This is a genomic window from Muribaculum sp. An289, from assembly GCF_002159555.1.
Classification (GTDB): domain Bacteria; phylum Bacteroidota; class Bacteroidia; order Bacteroidales; family UBA932; genus Merdivivens; species Merdivivens faecigallinarum.
On the sequence record NZ_NFIV01000003.1, the window covers coordinates 237,230 to 254,723 of the forward strand.

Below are 17,494 nucleotides of genomic sequence, written 5' to 3' on the forward strand. Positions count from 1 at the left end.
TTCTACGTAAGATATAATAAGATATATACGCTATGAAAAAAGTATTGTGGATATTTCTGGTGACTTTGATGTTGGCCGGTCTGTGCTCTTGCAATGACGATTTGGGGCAGGAACTGACGGGCAGCATCATCGGGACGGTGGCCGATGCAACTACCGGAGAGCCGGTGCCGACTGTCAATGTGTCGTTGGAGCCGGGAGGGGAGTCTGCACTGACCGGCAGTGACGGCAATTATATGTTTACGGACCTGAAGGCCGGGAGTTATACCCTGACTCTGACCAAAGAGGGGTACACGCCGGCAAGCAAGACTCTGGAGGTGACAGCCGGAGGACAGGCAAACGGCTATATCCTTATCAGCCGTATTCCTGCCATGGTTACCGTGGACAGGGATTCTCTGGCCTTCGGTGACGGGTCTGATGTCAATTCGCTGTCATTCAACATAGTCAATAGCGGCTATGAAGATTTGGAATGGATGATAGAGCATGATTGCGACTGGATACGCGAGATAAAGGACGAGGAAGGTGTGCTGCCATACGGGAAGACTCAAACCATAGTAGTGTTCATCGACCGCAGCCTGCTACTTCCGGGGTATAACGAGACCGTGGTAGTGGTGCGTTCTTCCAACGGAAGTTCCGACCTGAAGGTCACGGCCATCGGGGAGGACAGGGACGATGTGGTGCTGAATATGAGCGGCGTATCGGAAGTGATGATGAACAGCGCGAAGCTGTCGGGGCTGCTTATCAGCGAGGGTGTGCCGCGTTATGACGAACTCGGTTTCGTCTGCTCCGGTGAGTCCATGCCGACATTGGAAACCGCCTCGGAAATACTGACTGTCGGGACAACTTACAAGGCGGGGGACGATTTCGGAAGGGAGGCTTCGTCCCTTGCTTCCGGCAGTACCTATTATGCAAGGGCATACGCAAAGAACGCCAACGGGGTGTTTTACAGTTCAAATGAACTGGTTTTCCAGACGATACAGGAATATTCCGAGGTACGTACCGACGAGGTCGCGGGGGTGGATGTGCTTTCCGGACAGGCGACATTCAATGCTACGGTGTTAAGCGCGGGCGTTCCCGGTTATACCGAAAAAGGTTTTTGCTACAGGACAGGAACGGCGGCCCCTACGTTGGACGATGAGGTAATAAAGGTCCCGGGTGCCGGAGGAGGCTCGTTTTCCACCAAGGTTTCCGGTCTCGGATTGCAGGCGACATATACGGTGCGCGCGTATGTTATCCAGAATGAAAATGTATTTTACGGCGAGTCCCGGACTTTCAACACTGTTTCGGGGGCGCCTTCGGTCACTACGTCCGCCGTTACCGGTATAGGCGCCTCCGAGGCCGTTTTCAACGGTTATGTTTCGGATGAGGGCATCCCGGCCTATACGGAGCGGGGCTTCTGTTATTCTGAAAACGGACAGCCGGACATATCGGACAACAAGCGCAGCGTGTCTGGTGGAGGGGAAGGCAATTTTTCCCTCGAAGTTACCGGTCTGGAGTACGATACCCGTTATTATGTAAGGGCTTATGTCATACAGAACGGCAGCGCCTATTACGGCAATACGGTGGATTTCAGCACGGCTTTCACTCCGACGAGGGTGACGACCTATGCCGTGACTGACATAGAAAGCAACAGTGCGGTTTTCAACGGCGAGATAAACGAAGTAGGCGACCCGAAATGTACCCAATATGGTTTCTGCTACAGTACGAATTCGTACAATCCTACAATCAATGACCGCAAGGAAAGCAAGTACGGCGGATACAGGGGGCGCATAACAATGGATGTCGATGGTTTGCAGGAAGGTACTATTTACTATGTGCGGGCGTTTGCCATTCAGGACGGAGAACCCGTTTACGGGGAGACTGTAAGTTTTACGACAATAGAACTCCCTGTGGTTGAGACTCTTGATGCTACAGGTGTCGGGCCTGTCGACATGGTCGGAGGGCTGTATTTCCAATACTCGGCCACATTTAACGGGCGCGTGGTTTCCGCCGGGGAGCCGGCATATACGTCGAGGGGCTTCGCTTACGGCACGACACGGTATCCTACCGCCACTTCAGGCAACTCGGTAACGGTTTCCGGCCGTGGCGCTACGGGGCAGTTTTCGACCACGGTAAACAACCTGAACGCCAACCAGATTTATTATGTACGCGCCTGGGTACGCACCGAATCCGGTTACATCTACGGTGAGGACGTTGAAATCCGGACATTTTAACAGAAATCGATTCAGAAAAATAATAACCTAACAAACCAAATGTTTAATTTTTAAAAATTTATTGTCATGAAAAAAATTTTAGTGATTGTTGCGGCTGTTTTTGCAGCATTCGTTTTAAGCGCTCCTGTTGTGGATGCCCAGACGAAATTACAGAAGAAAGAAGCAAAAAGGGCAGCTAAAGTCTTGGAGAAAGAAGGCTGGAAATCGGATGGAGGAGCACATACTATTGAATACTATCTCCTTCAATATTATGCTCTCGAAGCCGAGAATGAACTTGTTCAAGGGCGGTCTGCCGATGTGGACGGTAATACACGGGTAGCTGCCGATCTTGCAAAGCAGAATGCGGCTCAGGAATATGTAAGGCTCAATACTTCGTATTTTAAAGGAGTCGGTGCTGAAACAATGGGGAAAATGAATGGCGCCACTATTGATGATATCGAAAATTCTGCGATAAGTCAATTTGAGGGAGCCATTGACGGTAAACTTTCGGTTTCATTTCTGTTGTTCAAAGAAACGAATGGTAAAATCAGTTGTATCGCATATTGTTACATAAACAAGGCTAAAGCTGAGGAACTTCGCAAAGAAGCTATAGAGAATGCAACTGATGATGCGGAGCGTATCGGAGAACATTATGAAAGTGTAAAAAGAACAGTAGAAGGTGAATAAACTGTTTAAAATCTGCTTGGTTCTGGCTTTGGTTTTCGTTGTCTTATCGAAAATTGAAGCCAGAGCCCAGTTTGCCGATGATGGTCCGAAGCCCCAATGGTTGCGGAAGCTTCCAAAACCGTCAAACACTTCATATCTTTTCCGAACCTTCAGGTTGGACGGGCATAATTTGCAAAATGCAAGAAAATTGCTTCCTGCGGCTGCTTCAACTTATATTGAACGGGAATATAATATAAGCGGTACGACTATCGAAACATTCAATCTGCACAATACTTATGTTAATGGGAAGAAGCAGAGTGTTCAGGTTGAAAATATACAGGATTCGGTAAGAACCGAGGGAAGCGCGGTGGCGGTACAACTTGCTATCATAGATGAGTATGTTTCAAAAGACGGTATTTGGTTTCTTTGTACTATGTCCGAACCGGGAAACGGCAATACGGATTATGATAATATAGAAATTACAACTCAATACGGTGCGCGTGGCTTGTGGCGGTCGGCCATAGTTCCCGGATGGGGCCAGTTTTACAAAGGAAGTTACCTGAAAGGCGGTCTGATTCTGGGAGGTACGGCTGCCCTTGTCGGCGGAATAGTTGCGACCGAAACCATAAAGTCCGATTATGTCCGGAAAATCGGCGAAACGCATAATGCCGATCAGAAAAGGCTGTATGCCAAGAGGGTGGATCAGTTTTCCACTACACGGAACATCTGCATAGGTGCTTTGGGGGCTTTGTATATTTACAACCTGATAGATGCCATAGCATCTCCCGGAGCCCGCCGCGTTGTAGTGAAAGAGAGAAAATCCTCTGGCGGACAATCCGGGTATTCCTATAGTTTTTATCCGACCTCTCCCGACGGCCGTTCAATCGCCATGGCGTTCAACCTTACGTTTTGAGATAAATTGAGACAGTGGCTTAAGATATTGATTATTATTTTGTCGCTTCTGGCAGGACTTGTAATATATGTGTTGTTCAGGGAGCCTATATATGCTTTGTCGTGGATTGATTCCGGATTTTTGGAGGCGATTTCGCTTGATGTAAGGTATGACGGAAATTATTTAATGTATTTCATAATGTTCTGTTTGCCTGATATGTTGTGGTATTTTGCTCTTTTGTTATCGCAGACTTTATTCATATCAAATGGCCGAAGAACATCAAAAGTCATATTCTGTATCGCGGCAAGTATCCCTTTTATACTGGAATTTTTACAATATATGAAAATTATTCCGGGAACGTTCGACATCATGGATGTCTGTGTATATGTTTTTACCTTAATTGTATTTGTGTTATGTTGGAGAAAAAGAATATTATTCAGTTAGCAGTTGTTATTTCTTTTGTTCTGTTTGCCTTATCGAGCGGTTCTTCCAGGCAGACTACGTCATCGCACGGTGGCGGAGGGTCTTATTATAATGACGTAATGGGAGCCATTCGTGATTTTGCATTCGGATATCAGATAGGTGCGAGAACTGCGGCACTTGAAAAATCTTCCGGAAGGTATATCGGAAATGCTGAAAGCAAGTCTGAAGCTGAGCAATTGACTCAAAGTAAAGGATATAACTATTATATCTGGGATATTGACACGAAAAGGGTGTATGCTTTTAGTTCCGAATCTGAATTCAGAGAGACTTATAACAGCTTATTATAAAACTTGTTATTAATCTTTAAATTTTATTGTTATGAAACGTTTTACGACTTTTTTCGTTTTGATGGCCGTTTTATGTCTGTCGGCTGTCATCAGTGCATCAACGACTATCAGTGCCAATTCCGAAACATCAGAGTCGGTTTTGTTTTCGGAACGTACTTATGATGTTTCTGTAGTGAAAATAAAGCGCATGAGTAATGGTATGCTTGTTAAAAATAGTCTCAGAGAGAAAGGAAAATATAATCCTGACGAGAATACACTTACTGTCGAAGGCGGCACTTACAGGGTAGAAAAAAATCATTATGAAGATAAAACCAGAGGAGGTTACAAATATGTAGCTGGCGATATTTATTTCTTCAATTTTTAAGTGCGTTTATAGTATCGTATAGTACCGCTTAATTTGTACTTCCTCCGTAGGTCTGCTGAGATAAACCTGCGGTGGAAGTCGTGGCCGACAGCAGTTTTTTTCCTGTTGCCGGCCACAAATTTTAGTCACTTGGACATTTGGAGGTGATGAAAAGGCAAAAGTCAAGTGCGGAGCGAGCCTCTCCAACGAGCTCGGCGCAGTGCTTGAGCTTTAGCTGCTGCAAACCAACAAGGTCGAATGTTCCGGAGGCGGTATCGATGTCAATAATGTCTTTTCAGTTCGGGGGGGGAGTGTACCAAATTCGCGGCATGCTTGTTCCTCTTCCGGTTAAGTGAATGTAGTGGAAGTTCGGGTGTAGACGATTTTGTAATATGTTGAATATCAATATGTTGAAAATTTATGTGCACATTTCGGCCGTTTAAAACTTTCGAAATGTGCACTCGTTTTACTAATCAATTGATTATCAGTGTATTCAAAAATTGCCATGCGCCGACTGTTCCAAAATTACATGGAAAGCTTTCCCCGAAAGTGCGGATGAGGAATAGCGATAGGAGCAATATTCCAGGAGGGTGGCATGTGTGGCCATTGTATTGGAATGTAGCCCGGGAAAGTGCCGCAAATTCGTGGAAATTTGGTTCACTTTCCTGGCGCGTTAAACAGACAGGATAGCCTGTGCGGCCATTGTACTGGAATATAGCCGGGGAAAGTGCCTTAGATTCGCGGCAAAATGGTTCACTTTCCCGATGTGACTTTCCCGGCGTATAAACCGATACAGGGGCATGAATTCCCGGCACTTTCCAATTTTCTGCCGGAAAAAATAGAAAATTGAAATTATCCAAACAAATCAATTTCTTCGTTGTGGCGGCCTATTGTCCTATCACGGCTTTCCGGTATCTGTATCCTTTGCGTTTCAGTTCGATGGCGGCGCCGATTCTGAACAGGGCCCTTGCGGAGCGGGCGAATGCATGGAAGGCCAGTACGCTCTGGGCCTCAATGTTTTCATGACGTATCCTGTCTATGGCCGACTGGGCGCAGCACAGCAGGGTCTTTGATATTACTTCGGCATCGGCGGAACCGCGCTCAAGGCCGAGTATGTTTTCCATGATGTGCTCGTCCATATCATCGAAGCCTCTCGGTCCGAGAAGGCTGCTGTATTCTTCGTTATGGTGTTTTCCCCAGTCTTCATCCCACCATTTGGCCGTTGCGAGTCCTATGTAGCCGGCCCATCCTATCGCGGCTTCCGGAAATTCCCTGATATTGGGGACAGCATCCGCCATGTATTCCGGTGCGAATTCCTTCCATTTGGCATTTATGTCTTCCGATTCGAGCAGCATGCCGTCAAGCATCCCGAAAGAAGTGCAGAGGCGGAGCAGTCCATCGGTGAGCCGTGCCTCGAAATCATCCAAATATCCGAGTTCTTTTTCTTCCATGATTCTTCTTGGTTTTTAAGAAACTGTCTCAAATTTTCTGAGAGAAAATTTTAAACAACTTCTAAATTGCCGCGAATATAATAATTTATGACGGTTCTGAAAACTGTCCGACGGGGAAACAGGGCTGTCTGTCGTACAGGATTTGTGCCCGATGATTTTATTTTCTTATCCTTGGTTTTACATATTTGTCTTTGGAAGAAGTGAATTGTATTCCCGGGACTCTTTCCGCCCAGGATGGTTCTGATGGATATTCCATAAACGAAATGAGGCTGAAATCATTGGCGTTTATGGCATAATACCGTGTCGAAGTTTCTGAATTAATCCTGACAGTCCAGTCTATGAGGTTGCCTATGATATAAATGCTCTCTTCTGTCGGGTCGAATGTGCAGCCGGCCGTATCGGAAGTACGGCAGGTTTTGTCAATGCCGCTTTCAGGTATGTACCCTATCCTGACCGTAACATAGCCGGGCATGCATACAGCGTACATCCTGTCATATGTGTCGGTAAAAAAAGCTATTGTACGCCTGTCTCCGAATTCGGTTATGAAAGCATGTTCAGGAACGACTCCTGACGGTAAATCTATAAGTCTGATATATGGCCTGCCCTTAACCATTTTTAAATGAAATAACTTGTCGGCAGCATCAATAATTATGTATCCCTCATCGTATTCTTTGCGCGTGCCGGGATTTCCCGACAAGCATTTTGGCGGAAAGGAAAAACCGGCTTCCGCCATGGCGGAAGTAAACATTTCACTCTTTTCCCTGAGTACATCATTCTTTTTCATGTCTATGAATTCTATTCCTCCGTTATCCTGTGCCATGCCGTCTGTCCATGCTTTCCCGCCGATTGTGCCGTTTCCGGAAATGAAGCGGAACGCATCGTCCGGCATTTCCAGATCGACCCGTCCGGAACAGCTTTCCATAAGAAAATATATTCCTGTTTTCTTACAGTTGATATCGGAAGGGTGGGAGTTGAAGAAAAAATTGTGTTCCAGCACTTCGTGTATGTTTACTGCCCGTCCGGAGACACTGTCGGGAAAACGGCCTTCTGAGTTTAGTTGCCGTGCATAGAACAACGGCAGTATCGAATCGAACCCTTTTTCCGTATAACGGTGACCTGCCCTGTCGATGAACTCCAGTTCATCCCCTTCTGTGCGTATCATTGCAAAATCTTCTATCACAGTGCTGTAGAGTGTAAAAGGGACATGAGAGGGAACTGCCGCGAAATATCTTATGAGCCAGGGAATCTGCCATGCCGCCAACATGGCAACCAGCAGCCAAAGGAATATTTTACCGAAAATTTTCATTGTGCTTATAAAAATCATTAATTATAATCAATCCTGAACGCCTGCCTTGAACCGTAAGACAGAAAGCCATATAAGGGATGCCGAGAATATTACGGCAGCGCTCAGCCACGGTAAGAAAACGTTGTATGCTTCCGGTCCCGGAGCAAGGAAAAAGATTCTGAGTGCGAGCGCCGAGATAGCTATGTAGGCTATCCGCATTTTCCATGATGGCTCGATTATAATCCAAGAAGTGAAAATATATGCGCTGTATCCTCCGAGAATCCATGGCAGCATGCTTAGGAATATTCTTGATACCATTTCGTGGGGAAAGAGCCTTCCAAGCGGGAGTATGCCGATGAGAGACATGACCGTGAAACATATTGTAAGGCAGCAAAGCCCGTATGCAATCATTACCGCCGTCGTTTTTAATATGCTGCAAGGAAGATGCAATGTGAGTTTCAGACATTTTTTCTGCATTTCAGGAACAAATTGTACTATGGCAAGGGCGAATCCGGCTGCCAAAGGAACATATCTGAGTATGTCCACGAATATTGCATCTCTTGTAACCATTACTTCCCAGATATGTCCGGCACCACGGAGCTCCACTGCACGAAAAGCCCCGCTTGCAGCGTATGCGGCAAAACCGATCATTACCGTAAGGCAAACGAGCAGATACCATCTTGTCTTTATCCACTCCTTGAATATCAATGCTTTTGTCATATCTTGTCTTTCTTTCGACTTATTAATTATCAGTATTTTCCTGTCATGGAAATGAAGGCGTCTTCCAGAGTGGCCTTTTTGTCGGATAGTTGTCCGAAACGGATATTGTTTCCGGCAAGAAGTGCCGCAACCTCGTTTTTACGTAAAAATGAGCCGAATTCAAGCCTTCCTTTTATTGAATACGGATGATAGATTCCCGGAATGTCCGATTCCGGCACTCTGTCCGTCTCGCAGGAGTAGAGCCGGAAGTTGTCGAGTATCTCTTTTGTCGGGCACTGTATGAGTATTTTTCCGTAATCCATTATGATACAGTCATCCACAAGTCTTTCCATGTCCTGTATTATATGGGATGTAAGGAAGACCGTCTTACCTTCTGCTTTGGCATATTCACGCAGATAGTCGACGAAAAGCCTTCTGTATCCGGGGTCGAGCCCGAGGGAAAAATCATCAAGCACTAAAAGATCCGGGTTTTGCGCGAGTATGAGTCCAAGTGCGACCTGTGATCGCTGTCCGCAGGACATGCGCGAAATCCTCTGCCCCGGAGCTACTTTCAGTTTTCCTATCAATTCATAATAAGCCTCTTTTTTCCATTTTGGATAAAAGGCAGAGTAAAATCTTTCTATTTCCTTGATTGTCATGAATTCATACTGTACGTGCCCTTCTATGAGAAGGCCTATTCTCGCCTTTGTGCCAGGCCTCATTTTCCTGATGTCTTCTCCGAATATCATACATTTTCCATCGCGCGGCTCCAGATATCCGCTCAATATGTTTATGGTAGTGGTTTTCCCGGTCCCGTTTTTGCCGAGCAGTCCGAGAATGTGTCCTTTAGGTACGTCAAAAGAAAGATTTTCATAAATCATCCTTTTCCCATAATAATGTGACAGATTCCTGCATTCGATGATATTTTCCATATTAATTAATTTACAATGCAAAATTACTGTATGCCCGAAACTCGCAGATTAGTTATTTATGATGCTTTTTTCCCATATTTTAATCATATTTGAGGATTGTCGCCGCACACGGGCCGCTATAATTTTGCAGCCGTTATGAGATTTGCGGCAATACATATCCTGGAGAAGTTTCTGCTTGTGTGCTGTGTCCTTTGCATGGACATGCAGCTGTCCCGTGCGGATGTCGATGACAGACACGTGTTTTCAATATCGGTCGTCGATAAGGTTACTGGTGAGCCTTTGGTCTATCCGAATTGTTTTCTCCGCTCTGAAGAAGGCGGGCGCAAGTTGGTGGCCGGAGGAGATATGCACGGAGTCTGCCGGTTCTACAATCTTCCGGACGGAGTCTATGGAATCACGGTCCTTTATATGGGAGAAATGTTCGATTGCGGTAAAATGACGGTAAAATCCGGGCTTTCGGCCTTTACGGTGAAAATAAATATCAAACCTATGCTGATAGACGAGGCTGTGGTCATTGCTACGGAGCCGAGAGGAAGTGTCACCAAATCCGTCATAGGAGTCGATGCCATGAAACATCTCCAGCCTTCGAGCATAGCCGATGTCCTTGAGTTGATTCCAGGCGGGCGGGCTACGGACCCGGCCTTTTCGTCTGCCCAGATAGTTTCTCTGAGGGAAGCTTCTGTTCCCGGAAGCAATTATACCACAAGTTCTCTCGGAACACAGTTCACCATGGATGGCATACCTTTAAGTACAAATGCCAATCTTCAGTCCACACCTGCATACAGCAGTTACGGCGGTTCGTTCGTAAATCAGGGAGTTGACATGCGTTCGATATCTGCCGACGATATTGAATCCGTCGAGGTGGTGCGTGGCATAGCCTCGGCTGAATACGGCGACCTTACCAGCGGAATGGTGAACATAAAGCGCAGGCGGGGAGGTCGTGACCTGACTGCCCGTTTCAAATCCGATATGAAAAGCAAACTTTTTTATGTAGGAAAAGGTTTCGAGACATCCGGAACGAAAGATCCTGTAAAAATCAATATCGGTGCAGGCTATTTGGACGCCAAGGCCGATCCCCGCAATACAAGGCAGAACTACAGACGGCTGTCGGCTTCGTTCAGGGTGAACAGAAGTTGGACAGGGAATGATGATTTCGTATTTTCTGCCGGCGGTTCTTTCGATTATTCCGGTTCTTTCGACAATGCCAAATCGGACCTGAATCTGGACTTCGGAACGCACGGTCCGGTAGAACGCTATAAATCACAGTACAACAGGTTCGCCCTTTCCGGAGATTTCAGGCTGTCTTCCCGCAGGAACGGATTTTTCAGACGTTTCGATTTAAAGGCGGCCGTATCTGCCGACATGGATGTGATTGACAGGTGGAAATATGTGGCCCTCGGGAGCGAAGTGCCGCTTTCGACGGCAAGGGAGGAGGGAGAATACAATGTCGAAGCCCTTCCGGCAAAATATGAGGCCTCTATGAAAATAGAAGGTATTCCGTTCAATGCTTTTCTTAAAAGTACGGCGCATTTCAGGTTCGGCGGCCCGAAATTCGGCAATAATCTGCTTGCCGGTGCGGAATGGAGCATGGACAAGAACTATGGGCGGGGCCTGATTTTCGATGTTACAAGGCCGTTTTCCCCGGACATGAACGTGAGGCCCCGCGCTTTCAATTCCATTCCGGCCATGCATCAGTTTTCGTTATATGCTGAAGACAATATGAACATTGTGCTTGGAGGCGGTTTCAGGCTGGACGCCATGTTGGGGCTAAGGGCATCGATGTTGTTGAATTTGTCCGGTGCATACGACCTCAGCCGCAAGGTCTTTGCGGATCCGAGGGTGAATGCGACTTTGTATTTTCCGTCCTTCGACTTGGACGGGGGCCCTTTTGAAGTGTCATTGTCGGGAGGTTTCGGCATGCATACCAAATTCCCGACATTGGACTATCTGTATCCCGAGTATATTTACTACGATATTCCTCAAATGAACTTCTGGCCGGCTGATCCTGAAAAACGTCTTATCAACCTGAAAGTGTTCAAAATAGATCCTGTCAATCACGCCCTTGATGCAGCAACCAATCTGAAATGGGAAATAAGAGGGGATTTCTCATGGAAAGACAACAGCCTGTCTGTTACCTATTTCCGTGAGGATATGACTTCCGGTTTCAGATATCAGGGCCGCCTTGTCACTTTCGTTACCAAGGACTATGACGAGCAGTCGGTCGATCCGTCACAGCTTACCGGACCTCCGGACCTTTCGAACGTGCCATACGTGCTCGATACACTGCTTACTACATACAGTGTCCCGGACAATGGAAGCCGGACATTGAAAGAAGGGGTGGAGTTCAGTTTCGTTTCTGCAAGGATACGTCCAATCAAGACCCGTATCATCGTGACAGGGGCGTGGTTCAGGACTGTCTACCGCAACAGCCTTCCTGATTTTTACCGCCCGCTTTCCAATGTCGGAGGAAAAACCTATCCGTATATAGGATATTATGCCGAAACGGACGGATACCTAAGGGAAATGTTCAATACCAATTTTACTTTCGATACGCAGATCCCCCGTCTCGGACTGATTTTCACTACCTCCTTCCAGTGCCTTTGGTTTACCGGAAGCCAGACACTTTACGTAAATCCGTATCCGGAGTATTATATAGACAATTCGGGAACCTGGCACGAGTTTACGGACGAGTCGGCGGAAAACGATTTGCTCGCTCAATTGATTCAGGACAGCGACCCTTCGGTATTCAGATACAATACGGTCCCTTTCAGTATGAATGTCAACTTGAAAGTTACCAAAACCCTTTTCCGCGACAAATTGTCCTTGTCCGTTTTTGTCAATAAGATTCTGGATGTGACCCCTGCGTACCGGACTTCGGCCGGAGTGCTTGTGCGCCGCAGTGTCCAGCCGTATTTCGGAATGGAACTTAATTTTAAAATATGACACGTTAAAATATGCCACGCCATGGGAAGGTTGAAAATAGGAAATGTCTTAAAATATAAGGCGGCGGTTTTGGCCGTCTGCATGTTGACGTCCGCAGGTTGCGCGAGGCTCGATGAGGAGTCTGTTTTTACGGAAGTGGATATCGAACTCGTGTTGCCTGACGGACGTAATGCCGTACTGCTCACTGTAGAAGGCGATGAAAATGTATCGTTTTTCCGTAATCTGAATACGAAGGAAAACTATGCCTATCCGCGTTTTGTGAACTGCCGCGGGTCGATGCGTGTGCAGAAAGGTGTATATCTGCTGGGTTTCGACGCCTTGGCGGATTTCGGCGACGGTACGGTGAGAAGGGTCAGGAGCGCTTCACACCGCCAGCCTGCCGATGCCGTATACCTGATCGGAGACAAGGAAACACTTGTGTTGAAACTTACTTATCTGAATTGATATGAAAGATGTAGTCAGGATATTGTCTGTGGCGTTTTCTGTTTGCCAAGCATTGTTTTGCTACGGACAGACGGCTTCGGATACGGTGGATGTAAATGAAAAGACCTTTATGTTGTCCGGTCCCGGAGCGGTTTTCGGAAAGGGCATTTATGAGGCATCTCCGGCCGCTTCCCTGTACCGTTACGGCGTTTCATATACCGAGATAGGGGCCTCGTACAGGATGAGGGACGAGAATGAGGCTTTGCTGATGCAGCTCGGCGACCGTTTCGATGCCGGTGCTTTCACGGCGGACTCCTGGCTCAGGCTTGACTCTGCCTCGGCGGCTTTCGCATCTGTCGAATATGTGAACGGGCGCACGGCCGGCGTGCTTTGGAACTCTTCTTCCGATTTTCTCCTGCTGTATCCTTATGTTACGGCGGATACGGTAGGGGGCAGCCTTTCGTATGAAAAATATTTTTTCTCCGGAGGATATTCGCGCCGCGACGGGGTTGTCAGTTATGGCGTTTATGGCTCATATCGTGCACTTCATGAGTATCGTCGGATTGATCCGCGTCCCCGCAATATTACTTCTGATTTCAAGGCGGCTGTTTCCGCCGGCTGTTCTTTCGGAGAATATATTCTTGAAGCCGCTTTCTCCGTAAGGCTGTACAGGCAGATATCCGATGTGGATTTCTACGACCCGTCCGGGGCAAATACTTCCGAGATTCCGATGACGGGACTCGGTACTTATTATGAGCGGTTTTCAGGAACGGGAGCCTATCTCGGGACCTATCACAAGGGAAACGGTTACTGTGTATCCATAGGGCTTGTTCCCGAAAACCGCCGGGGTTGGCTGGCGGGTGCGGAATATGATGTTCTGACAATCGGAAGGCTGCTCAGCAATCAGAACGATGTGCCGATTACGTCTCTTGCGCTTTCCTCCCTGTCGCTTTATGCTGCGTACAGGGGAGACGGCCTGGGAGTCTACGTACAGGGCCGTCTCGGGCAGAGGCTTGGTTATGAGAATGTAATAGACAACGGTTCTTCCAACATGTTCAATGTGCTCGGAAGTTATGGGATGTATCTGTCAAAGAATTTTTCCGTAATTGCCGGCGGATACCGGGAGTGGAAGCGGGGTTCTGCCTTATGGTCCGTTTCTCCGGAAGCAGGCTGGAGGTCGTTCTTGTCCGAGTATCTGTATCCACGCAGGGTCATGGATTGCGGCGGCGTATCTTTTCGTTTCCCGGTAAGTTTTACGGTTGTAAAGGGTCCTTGGCTTATAAGGGCGGGGCTTTCTCCGGAGGCTTATGTCTCTACCGGCGGAACTCTGGACATTTCCCCTTTGGGGGCCGAGGCTGCCATGACAGAGATGGTCGGGGCCGTATTTTCGACACTGTCTTCCTCTGCTTACGGCGGCAGGGCTTCGTTAAGGCTACAGCGTTCCCTAAACCGGACGATGGCCGTTTTCATCCGTGCGGATTATGGATTTTTCCGTTATTCTTCCGGCAATGTCCGGAATCGGGCGGATATTAAAATGGGGATATGTTTTTAAAATATGTTCAATCAATTAAAATATTTTTAAAATGAAAAAATTACTTTTGTTTTCAGCGATTGCCTTCCTTTTTACAGGATGTACGAAGGAAATTGAAAAACCGACTGTCGGGTTTGAACCGGACGAACTGACATTTACTGCCGATGGAGGGACTTTGTCTTTAAAGATAATCACTTCCGGCGAATGGTCCGTCGATCCAGGCTCTGCCGGATGGCTGACATTCGTTCCGGCTTCAGGTTCCGGAGATGCGACTGTCGAGGTTACGGCTGCGGCTTATGCCGATGCTACGGACCGTACGGCTTCTGTCAAGGTCGTTTCTGTGAACGAAGGAGGTTCTGCGGAAGGCAGTCTGACGGTGGTACAATCCCGCAAGACACCTCCGGTACAGCCTCAGGTACGGGAAATTACTGTCAGGGCACGCGGCGGGGAAGTTACGCTTGATGCTCCGCAAGGATATTCTTACGTAGTGGCCGTCCCGTCCGCTATCGATTGGATTACGGTCGGAGAGCAGGGGCAGGATACCTTTGTCCTTGTGTTTAGGGAAAATGCATCGGAAGAAGACCGCACTGCCTCGGTACAGTTGGTAAACAGCAAGGGAGAGACGTTGATGACACTCGACATCACCCAAAGCTGGCGCAACGTCTTCCCAGGCGAATTTCTTATAGAAGAACTTTTCTATACGAGCAATATAGTCGAGGAAACGGGCAGTCCGGACAGGTACCATGGTGATCAATACATAAAGATAACCAACAATACCGATGAACTTCTGTATGCCGACGGCCTGATGGTCATGGAAGCGAAAATCAATTCCGCCCAGGATGTCACGTACACTCCGGATGTACGTCCCGAGTCTTGCGGAGTGCAGGCCATCTATGTAGTGCCGGGCAATGGTACGGATGTTCCTGTCGAACCTCATGGGTCTCTGCTGATTGTGAACAATGCACAGAATCACAAGGCTACGAATCCGAATTCTTTCGATCTTACCGGCGCGGATTTCGAGTGGTATGACGAATCCACCAATTCGGCTTACCTCGATGTGGATAATCCCGATGTCCCTAATATGGATAAATGGTTCTGCTACACCATGACAGTATGGTCCATGCATGACAGGGGCTTTTACGGTTATTGCATAGCCATGCCTCCGGCAGGTACTGAGATGGATACTTACCTTGAAAATTACCGTTGGGAGGGGCAGTACATACTCCAGACCGTAGCAGGGGATTTCACGATGGATGTCACCAATGCTTACCTTGTTCCGAATTCATGGGTGCTCGATGCTGTCAACCTGAGTGTTGAAGAAGTTTTTTATACTCTTTCGTTCGATACATCCCTTGATGCAGGCTATACATATTGCGGTACTACCGACCTTGATCCCGGACGTTACGGCAAGGCAGTCATAAGAAAGAAGGACGGAAACGGTTATCTTGTCGATACCAACAACTCTGCATCGGATTTCATTCCGAATACCACTCCGTCCCTTGCCGAATAGAAGCTGTTCTGGAAACCGTCAGAATTTTATACGCTTATGATAAGCCGGACTTGCCGTTTTTTATTAATTTTGCATCTATAGTCAAAATAAAGATGAAGGAAAGATTATATATTAAGAATTTTGGACCGATAAAGGAAGCCGAAGTCCATATTGACAAGGTTACAATCCTGATTGGTAGGCAAGGGTCCGGCAAGAGTACGGTTGCGAAACTTTATTCCTTGTTTTCGTGGTTGGAAAAATCGTTGATGAGGCATTCCCTTACCGAAAAACATATAACGCAATATGCCAGGTTCAGAAAAACATATTGCGCTTATAATGGCATCGATGACTATTTTTCAGACACAACTGTTATAGATTTTGACGGTTTCCATTATTCTTTTTCATACGCTGAGGGGGTTTTGCGCGTTTGGGAAAGGGAACTCGGAAATGATGTGTTTAACATATCGAAAGTGATGTATGTCCCTGCCGAAAGAAGTATACTGGGCAGTGTGGATCACCCTTCTTTGATTAAAGGTCTGGGACAATCCATGGCGGCTTTTTCCGAAGAATACGGGCTGGCCAAACTGAATATCAGAAGCGGTTATATGCTTCCTTTTGAAAGTGTGGGTTTCGAATATGACGTATTGAACGATATGCCGAAATTGAAGTTGGAAGAAGGCAAGGAAATCAAATTGTCGGCAAGTTCGAGCGGTTTCCAGTCTTCCCTGCCGTTGTTGCTGGTATCGAAGAACCTGTTGGATATGGTGCGCAACAGTTCGGAGGCCAAGGATTTGTCCGTCCGGGAACGCGAGGCTTTGCAAAAAGAAGTAGAGTCGATACTTACCGATAATCAATTGAGCGAAGAGGTTAAAGCGGCATCTCTTCGTACAATTTCATCCCGTTTCAGATATACGCGTTTCGTGAATATCGTGGAAGAAATGGAACTTAACCTGTTCCCTGATTCTCAAAAAGGTGTCCTGTATGAACTTCTGGAAAATGCAAAATCACTGGACGGGAACCGCCTGTTGTTAACGACTCATAGCCCGTATGTCATAAGTTATCTGACTCTTGCAGTCAAGGCCGAGTCGTTGGCCCGTATGGCTGAAGGGAATACAGTGTTGCGGGCAAGGATTAATGAAATAGTTCCGGAACACAGCCAGATAGCATCCTCGGATGTCGTCGTTTATGAGATGGACAACGGTAAAGCATGCAGGCTTGATGATTACGAAGGACTTCCGTCCGATGACAATTTTCTTAATGAAAGATTGAACGATACCAATGTTTCTTTTGATGCTCTATTGGAAATAGAAGATGAATTGAGGGGATAGATGATGAAAATAGATTTTTTCAAAGATGAGCAAATCGTTTCGGACAACTATTTCGGTCTTTGTGACGATGAGGATGAATCGTCTAAAACTCCGGCGTATGTAGATACGAATCCAGGGAATAAAGACAGGTGGATTGCAGATGTCAGAAACATTTCCGGCAAATCAATCGGTTTTGCGGCAGTAGATAATAAGATTGAAATCATTCGGGATGACGGAAGTATGGAAAATCGCTGTGATGCGATGCTCCATAATGACGACTATATAATTTTTGTGGAATTGAAGGTGCAGGGAAAGGATTGGATCAAACATGCCGTGGAAGAGCAGTTGCAGACTACTATCGATATATTCAAGTCCTGCCATGATATAAGACAGTTCAGGCGGCGTATTGCGTATGCATGCAATAAAAGGCATCCGGCTTTTGCGGTTAGCCACAAGGAATATATGCAAAGATTCAGAAAGAGGAACGATGTAAGGTTGATAATAGGGTGCAGTATATTGCTTAAAGCTTAAAAATATAATTTGAATTGTGAAAATCCAAACGATGGCCATGTCC

Annotated in this window: 15 protein-coding genes; 11 read left to right on the top strand and 4 right to left on the bottom strand. The window is 46.8% G+C overall.

Annotated elements, in window-relative coordinates; genetic code table 11:
- Positions 1 to 32 precede the first annotated feature (32 nt).
- The 5 genes from B5F83_RS03840 (at position 33) to B5F83_RS03865 (ending at position 4,881) form a co-directional block, all read left to right on the top strand.
- Positions 33 to 2,210, top strand: coding sequence for a carboxypeptidase regulatory-like domain-containing protein (locus tag B5F83_RS03840; RefSeq protein ID WP_087325242.1), 2,178 nt, complete (start codon positions 33 to 35; stop codon positions 2,208 to 2,210).
- 66 nt (positions 2,211 to 2,276) lie between these two features.
- Positions 2,277 to 2,876, top strand: coding sequence for a hypothetical protein (locus tag B5F83_RS03845; RefSeq protein WP_087276333.1), 600 nt, complete (start codon positions 2,277 to 2,279; stop codon positions 2,874 to 2,876).
- Between the two features lie 187 nt (positions 2,877 to 3,063).
- Complete coding sequence (locus B5F83_RS03850) at positions 3,064 to 3,768, top strand: DUF5683 domain-containing protein (protein WP_087325244.1); 705 nt, start codon at positions 3,064 to 3,066, stop codon at positions 3,766 to 3,768.
- 392 nt (positions 3,769 to 4,160) lie between these two features.
- Positions 4,161 to 4,517, top strand: coding sequence for a hypothetical protein (locus B5F83_RS03860; protein WP_087276323.1), 357 nt, complete (start codon positions 4,161 to 4,163; stop codon positions 4,515 to 4,517).
- Positions 4,518 to 4,548: 31 nt separating this feature from the next.
- Positions 4,549 to 4,881, top strand: coding sequence for a hypothetical protein (locus B5F83_RS03865; RefSeq protein WP_087276320.1), 333 nt, complete (start codon positions 4,549 to 4,551; stop codon positions 4,879 to 4,881).
- Between the two features lie 866 nt (positions 4,882 to 5,747).
- Here the strand turns inward: B5F83_RS03865 and B5F83_RS03870 are convergent.
- The 4 genes from B5F83_RS03870 to B5F83_RS03885 all read right to left on the bottom strand — a co-directional run bounded on the left by B5F83_RS03870 (position 5,748) and on the right by B5F83_RS03885 (position 9,227).
- The gene (locus B5F83_RS03870; protein WP_087276317.1) at positions 5,748 to 6,311 is read right to left on the bottom strand and encodes a hypothetical protein; all 564 of its coding nucleotides are present in this window, start codon (positions 6,309 to 6,311) and stop codon (positions 5,748 to 5,750) included.
- A 157-nt stretch (positions 6,312 to 6,468) separates the two neighbouring features.
- A complete protein-coding gene (locus B5F83_RS03875; RefSeq protein WP_087276314.1) occupies positions 6,469 to 7,617 on the bottom strand; it encodes a DUF4857 domain-containing protein in 1,149 nt (382 codons plus the stop codon).
- A gap of 27 nt (positions 7,618 to 7,644) precedes the next feature.
- Entirely contained in the window at positions 7,645 to 8,316 is a 672-nt protein-coding gene (locus B5F83_RS03880) for a hypothetical protein (RefSeq protein WP_087276311.1), read from the bottom strand.
- 29 nt (positions 8,317 to 8,345) lie between these two features.
- Positions 8,346 to 9,227: an ABC transporter ATP-binding protein gene (locus tag B5F83_RS03885; protein WP_087276308.1), complete on the bottom strand. Its 882-nt coding sequence runs from the start codon at positions 9,225 to 9,227 to the stop codon at positions 8,346 to 8,348.
- A 135-nt stretch (positions 9,228 to 9,362) separates the two neighbouring features.
- Between B5F83_RS03885 and B5F83_RS03890 the strand changes: the two genes are divergently transcribed.
- The 6 genes from B5F83_RS03890 to B5F83_RS03915 all read left to right on the top strand — a co-directional run bounded on the left by B5F83_RS03890 (position 9,363) and on the right by B5F83_RS03915 (position 17,451).
- A complete protein-coding gene (locus tag B5F83_RS03890; protein WP_087276305.1) occupies positions 9,363 to 12,170 on the top strand; it encodes a TonB-dependent receptor plug domain-containing protein in 2,808 nt (935 codons plus the stop codon).
- Between the two features lie 21 nt (positions 12,171 to 12,191).
- A complete protein-coding gene (locus tag B5F83_RS03895) occupies positions 12,192 to 12,614 on the top strand; it encodes a hypothetical protein (protein ID WP_087276302.1) in 423 nt (140 codons plus the stop codon).
- Position 12,615: 1 nt separating this feature from the next.
- Positions 12,616 to 14,145, top strand: a complete 1,530-nt coding sequence (locus B5F83_RS03900) for a DUF6850 family outer membrane beta-barrel protein (protein WP_087276299.1) — start codon at positions 12,616 to 12,618, stop codon at positions 14,143 to 14,145.
- A 31-nt stretch (positions 14,146 to 14,176) separates the two neighbouring features.
- Complete coding sequence (locus B5F83_RS03905; protein WP_087276297.1) at positions 14,177 to 15,634, top strand: DUF4876 domain-containing protein; 1,458 nt, start codon at positions 14,177 to 14,179, stop codon at positions 15,632 to 15,634.
- Between the two features lie 92 nt (positions 15,635 to 15,726).
- The gene (locus tag B5F83_RS03910) at positions 15,727 to 16,941 is read left to right on the top strand and encodes an AAA family ATPase (RefSeq protein WP_087276292.1); all 1,215 of its coding nucleotides are present in this window, start codon (positions 15,727 to 15,729) and stop codon (positions 16,939 to 16,941) included.
- A complete protein-coding gene (locus tag B5F83_RS03915; RefSeq protein ID WP_239383817.1) occupies positions 16,942 to 17,451 on the top strand; it encodes a hypothetical protein in 510 nt (169 codons plus the stop codon).
- Positions 17,452 to 17,494 lie beyond the last annotated feature (43 nt).

What these genes read in the sequence shown, in the direction of transcription:
- B5F83_RS03870 (WP_087276317.1), bottom strand. Translation starts at nt 6,311, where the DNA reads ATGGAAGAAAAAGAACTCGGATATTTGGATGATTTCGAGGCACGGCTC.
- B5F83_RS03915 (WP_239383817.1), top strand. Translation starts at nt 16,942, where the DNA reads ATGATGAAAATAGATTTTTTCAAAGATGAGCAAATCGTTTCGGACAAC.
- B5F83_RS03900 (WP_087276299.1), top strand. Translation starts at nt 12,616, where the DNA reads ATGAAAGATGTAGTCAGGATATTGTCTGTGGCGTTTTCTGTTTGCCAA.
- B5F83_RS03865 (WP_087276320.1), top strand. Translation starts at nt 4,549, where the DNA reads ATGAAACGTTTTACGACTTTTTTCGTTTTGATGGCCGTTTTATGTCTG.
- B5F83_RS03885 (WP_087276308.1), bottom strand. Translation starts at nt 9,227, where the DNA reads ATGGAAAATATCATCGAATGCAGGAATCTGTCACATTATTATGGGAAA.
- B5F83_RS03845 (WP_087276333.1), top strand. Translation starts at nt 2,277, where the DNA reads ATGAAAAAAATTTTAGTGATTGTTGCGGCTGTTTTTGCAGCATTCGTT.
- B5F83_RS03905 (WP_087276297.1), top strand. Translation starts at nt 14,177, where the DNA reads ATGAAAAAATTACTTTTGTTTTCAGCGATTGCCTTCCTTTTTACAGGA.
- B5F83_RS03880 (WP_087276311.1), bottom strand. Translation starts at nt 8,316, where the DNA reads ATGACAAAAGCATTGATATTCAAGGAGTGGATAAAGACAAGATGGTAT.
- B5F83_RS03875 (WP_087276314.1), bottom strand. Translation starts at nt 7,617, where the DNA reads ATGAAAATTTTCGGTAAAATATTCCTTTGGCTGCTGGTTGCCATGTTG.
- B5F83_RS03895 (WP_087276302.1), top strand. Translation starts at nt 12,192, where the DNA reads ATGGGAAGGTTGAAAATAGGAAATGTCTTAAAATATAAGGCGGCGGTT.
- B5F83_RS03890 (WP_087276305.1), top strand. Translation starts at nt 9,363, where the DNA reads ATGAGATTTGCGGCAATACATATCCTGGAGAAGTTTCTGCTTGTGTGC.
- B5F83_RS03840 (WP_087325242.1), top strand. Translation starts at nt 33, where the DNA reads ATGAAAAAAGTATTGTGGATATTTCTGGTGACTTTGATGTTGGCCGGT.
- B5F83_RS03910 (WP_087276292.1), top strand. Translation starts at nt 15,727, where the DNA reads ATGAAGGAAAGATTATATATTAAGAATTTTGGACCGATAAAGGAAGCC.
- B5F83_RS03860 (WP_087276323.1), top strand. Translation starts at nt 4,161, where the DNA reads ATGTTGGAGAAAAAGAATATTATTCAGTTAGCAGTTGTTATTTCTTTT.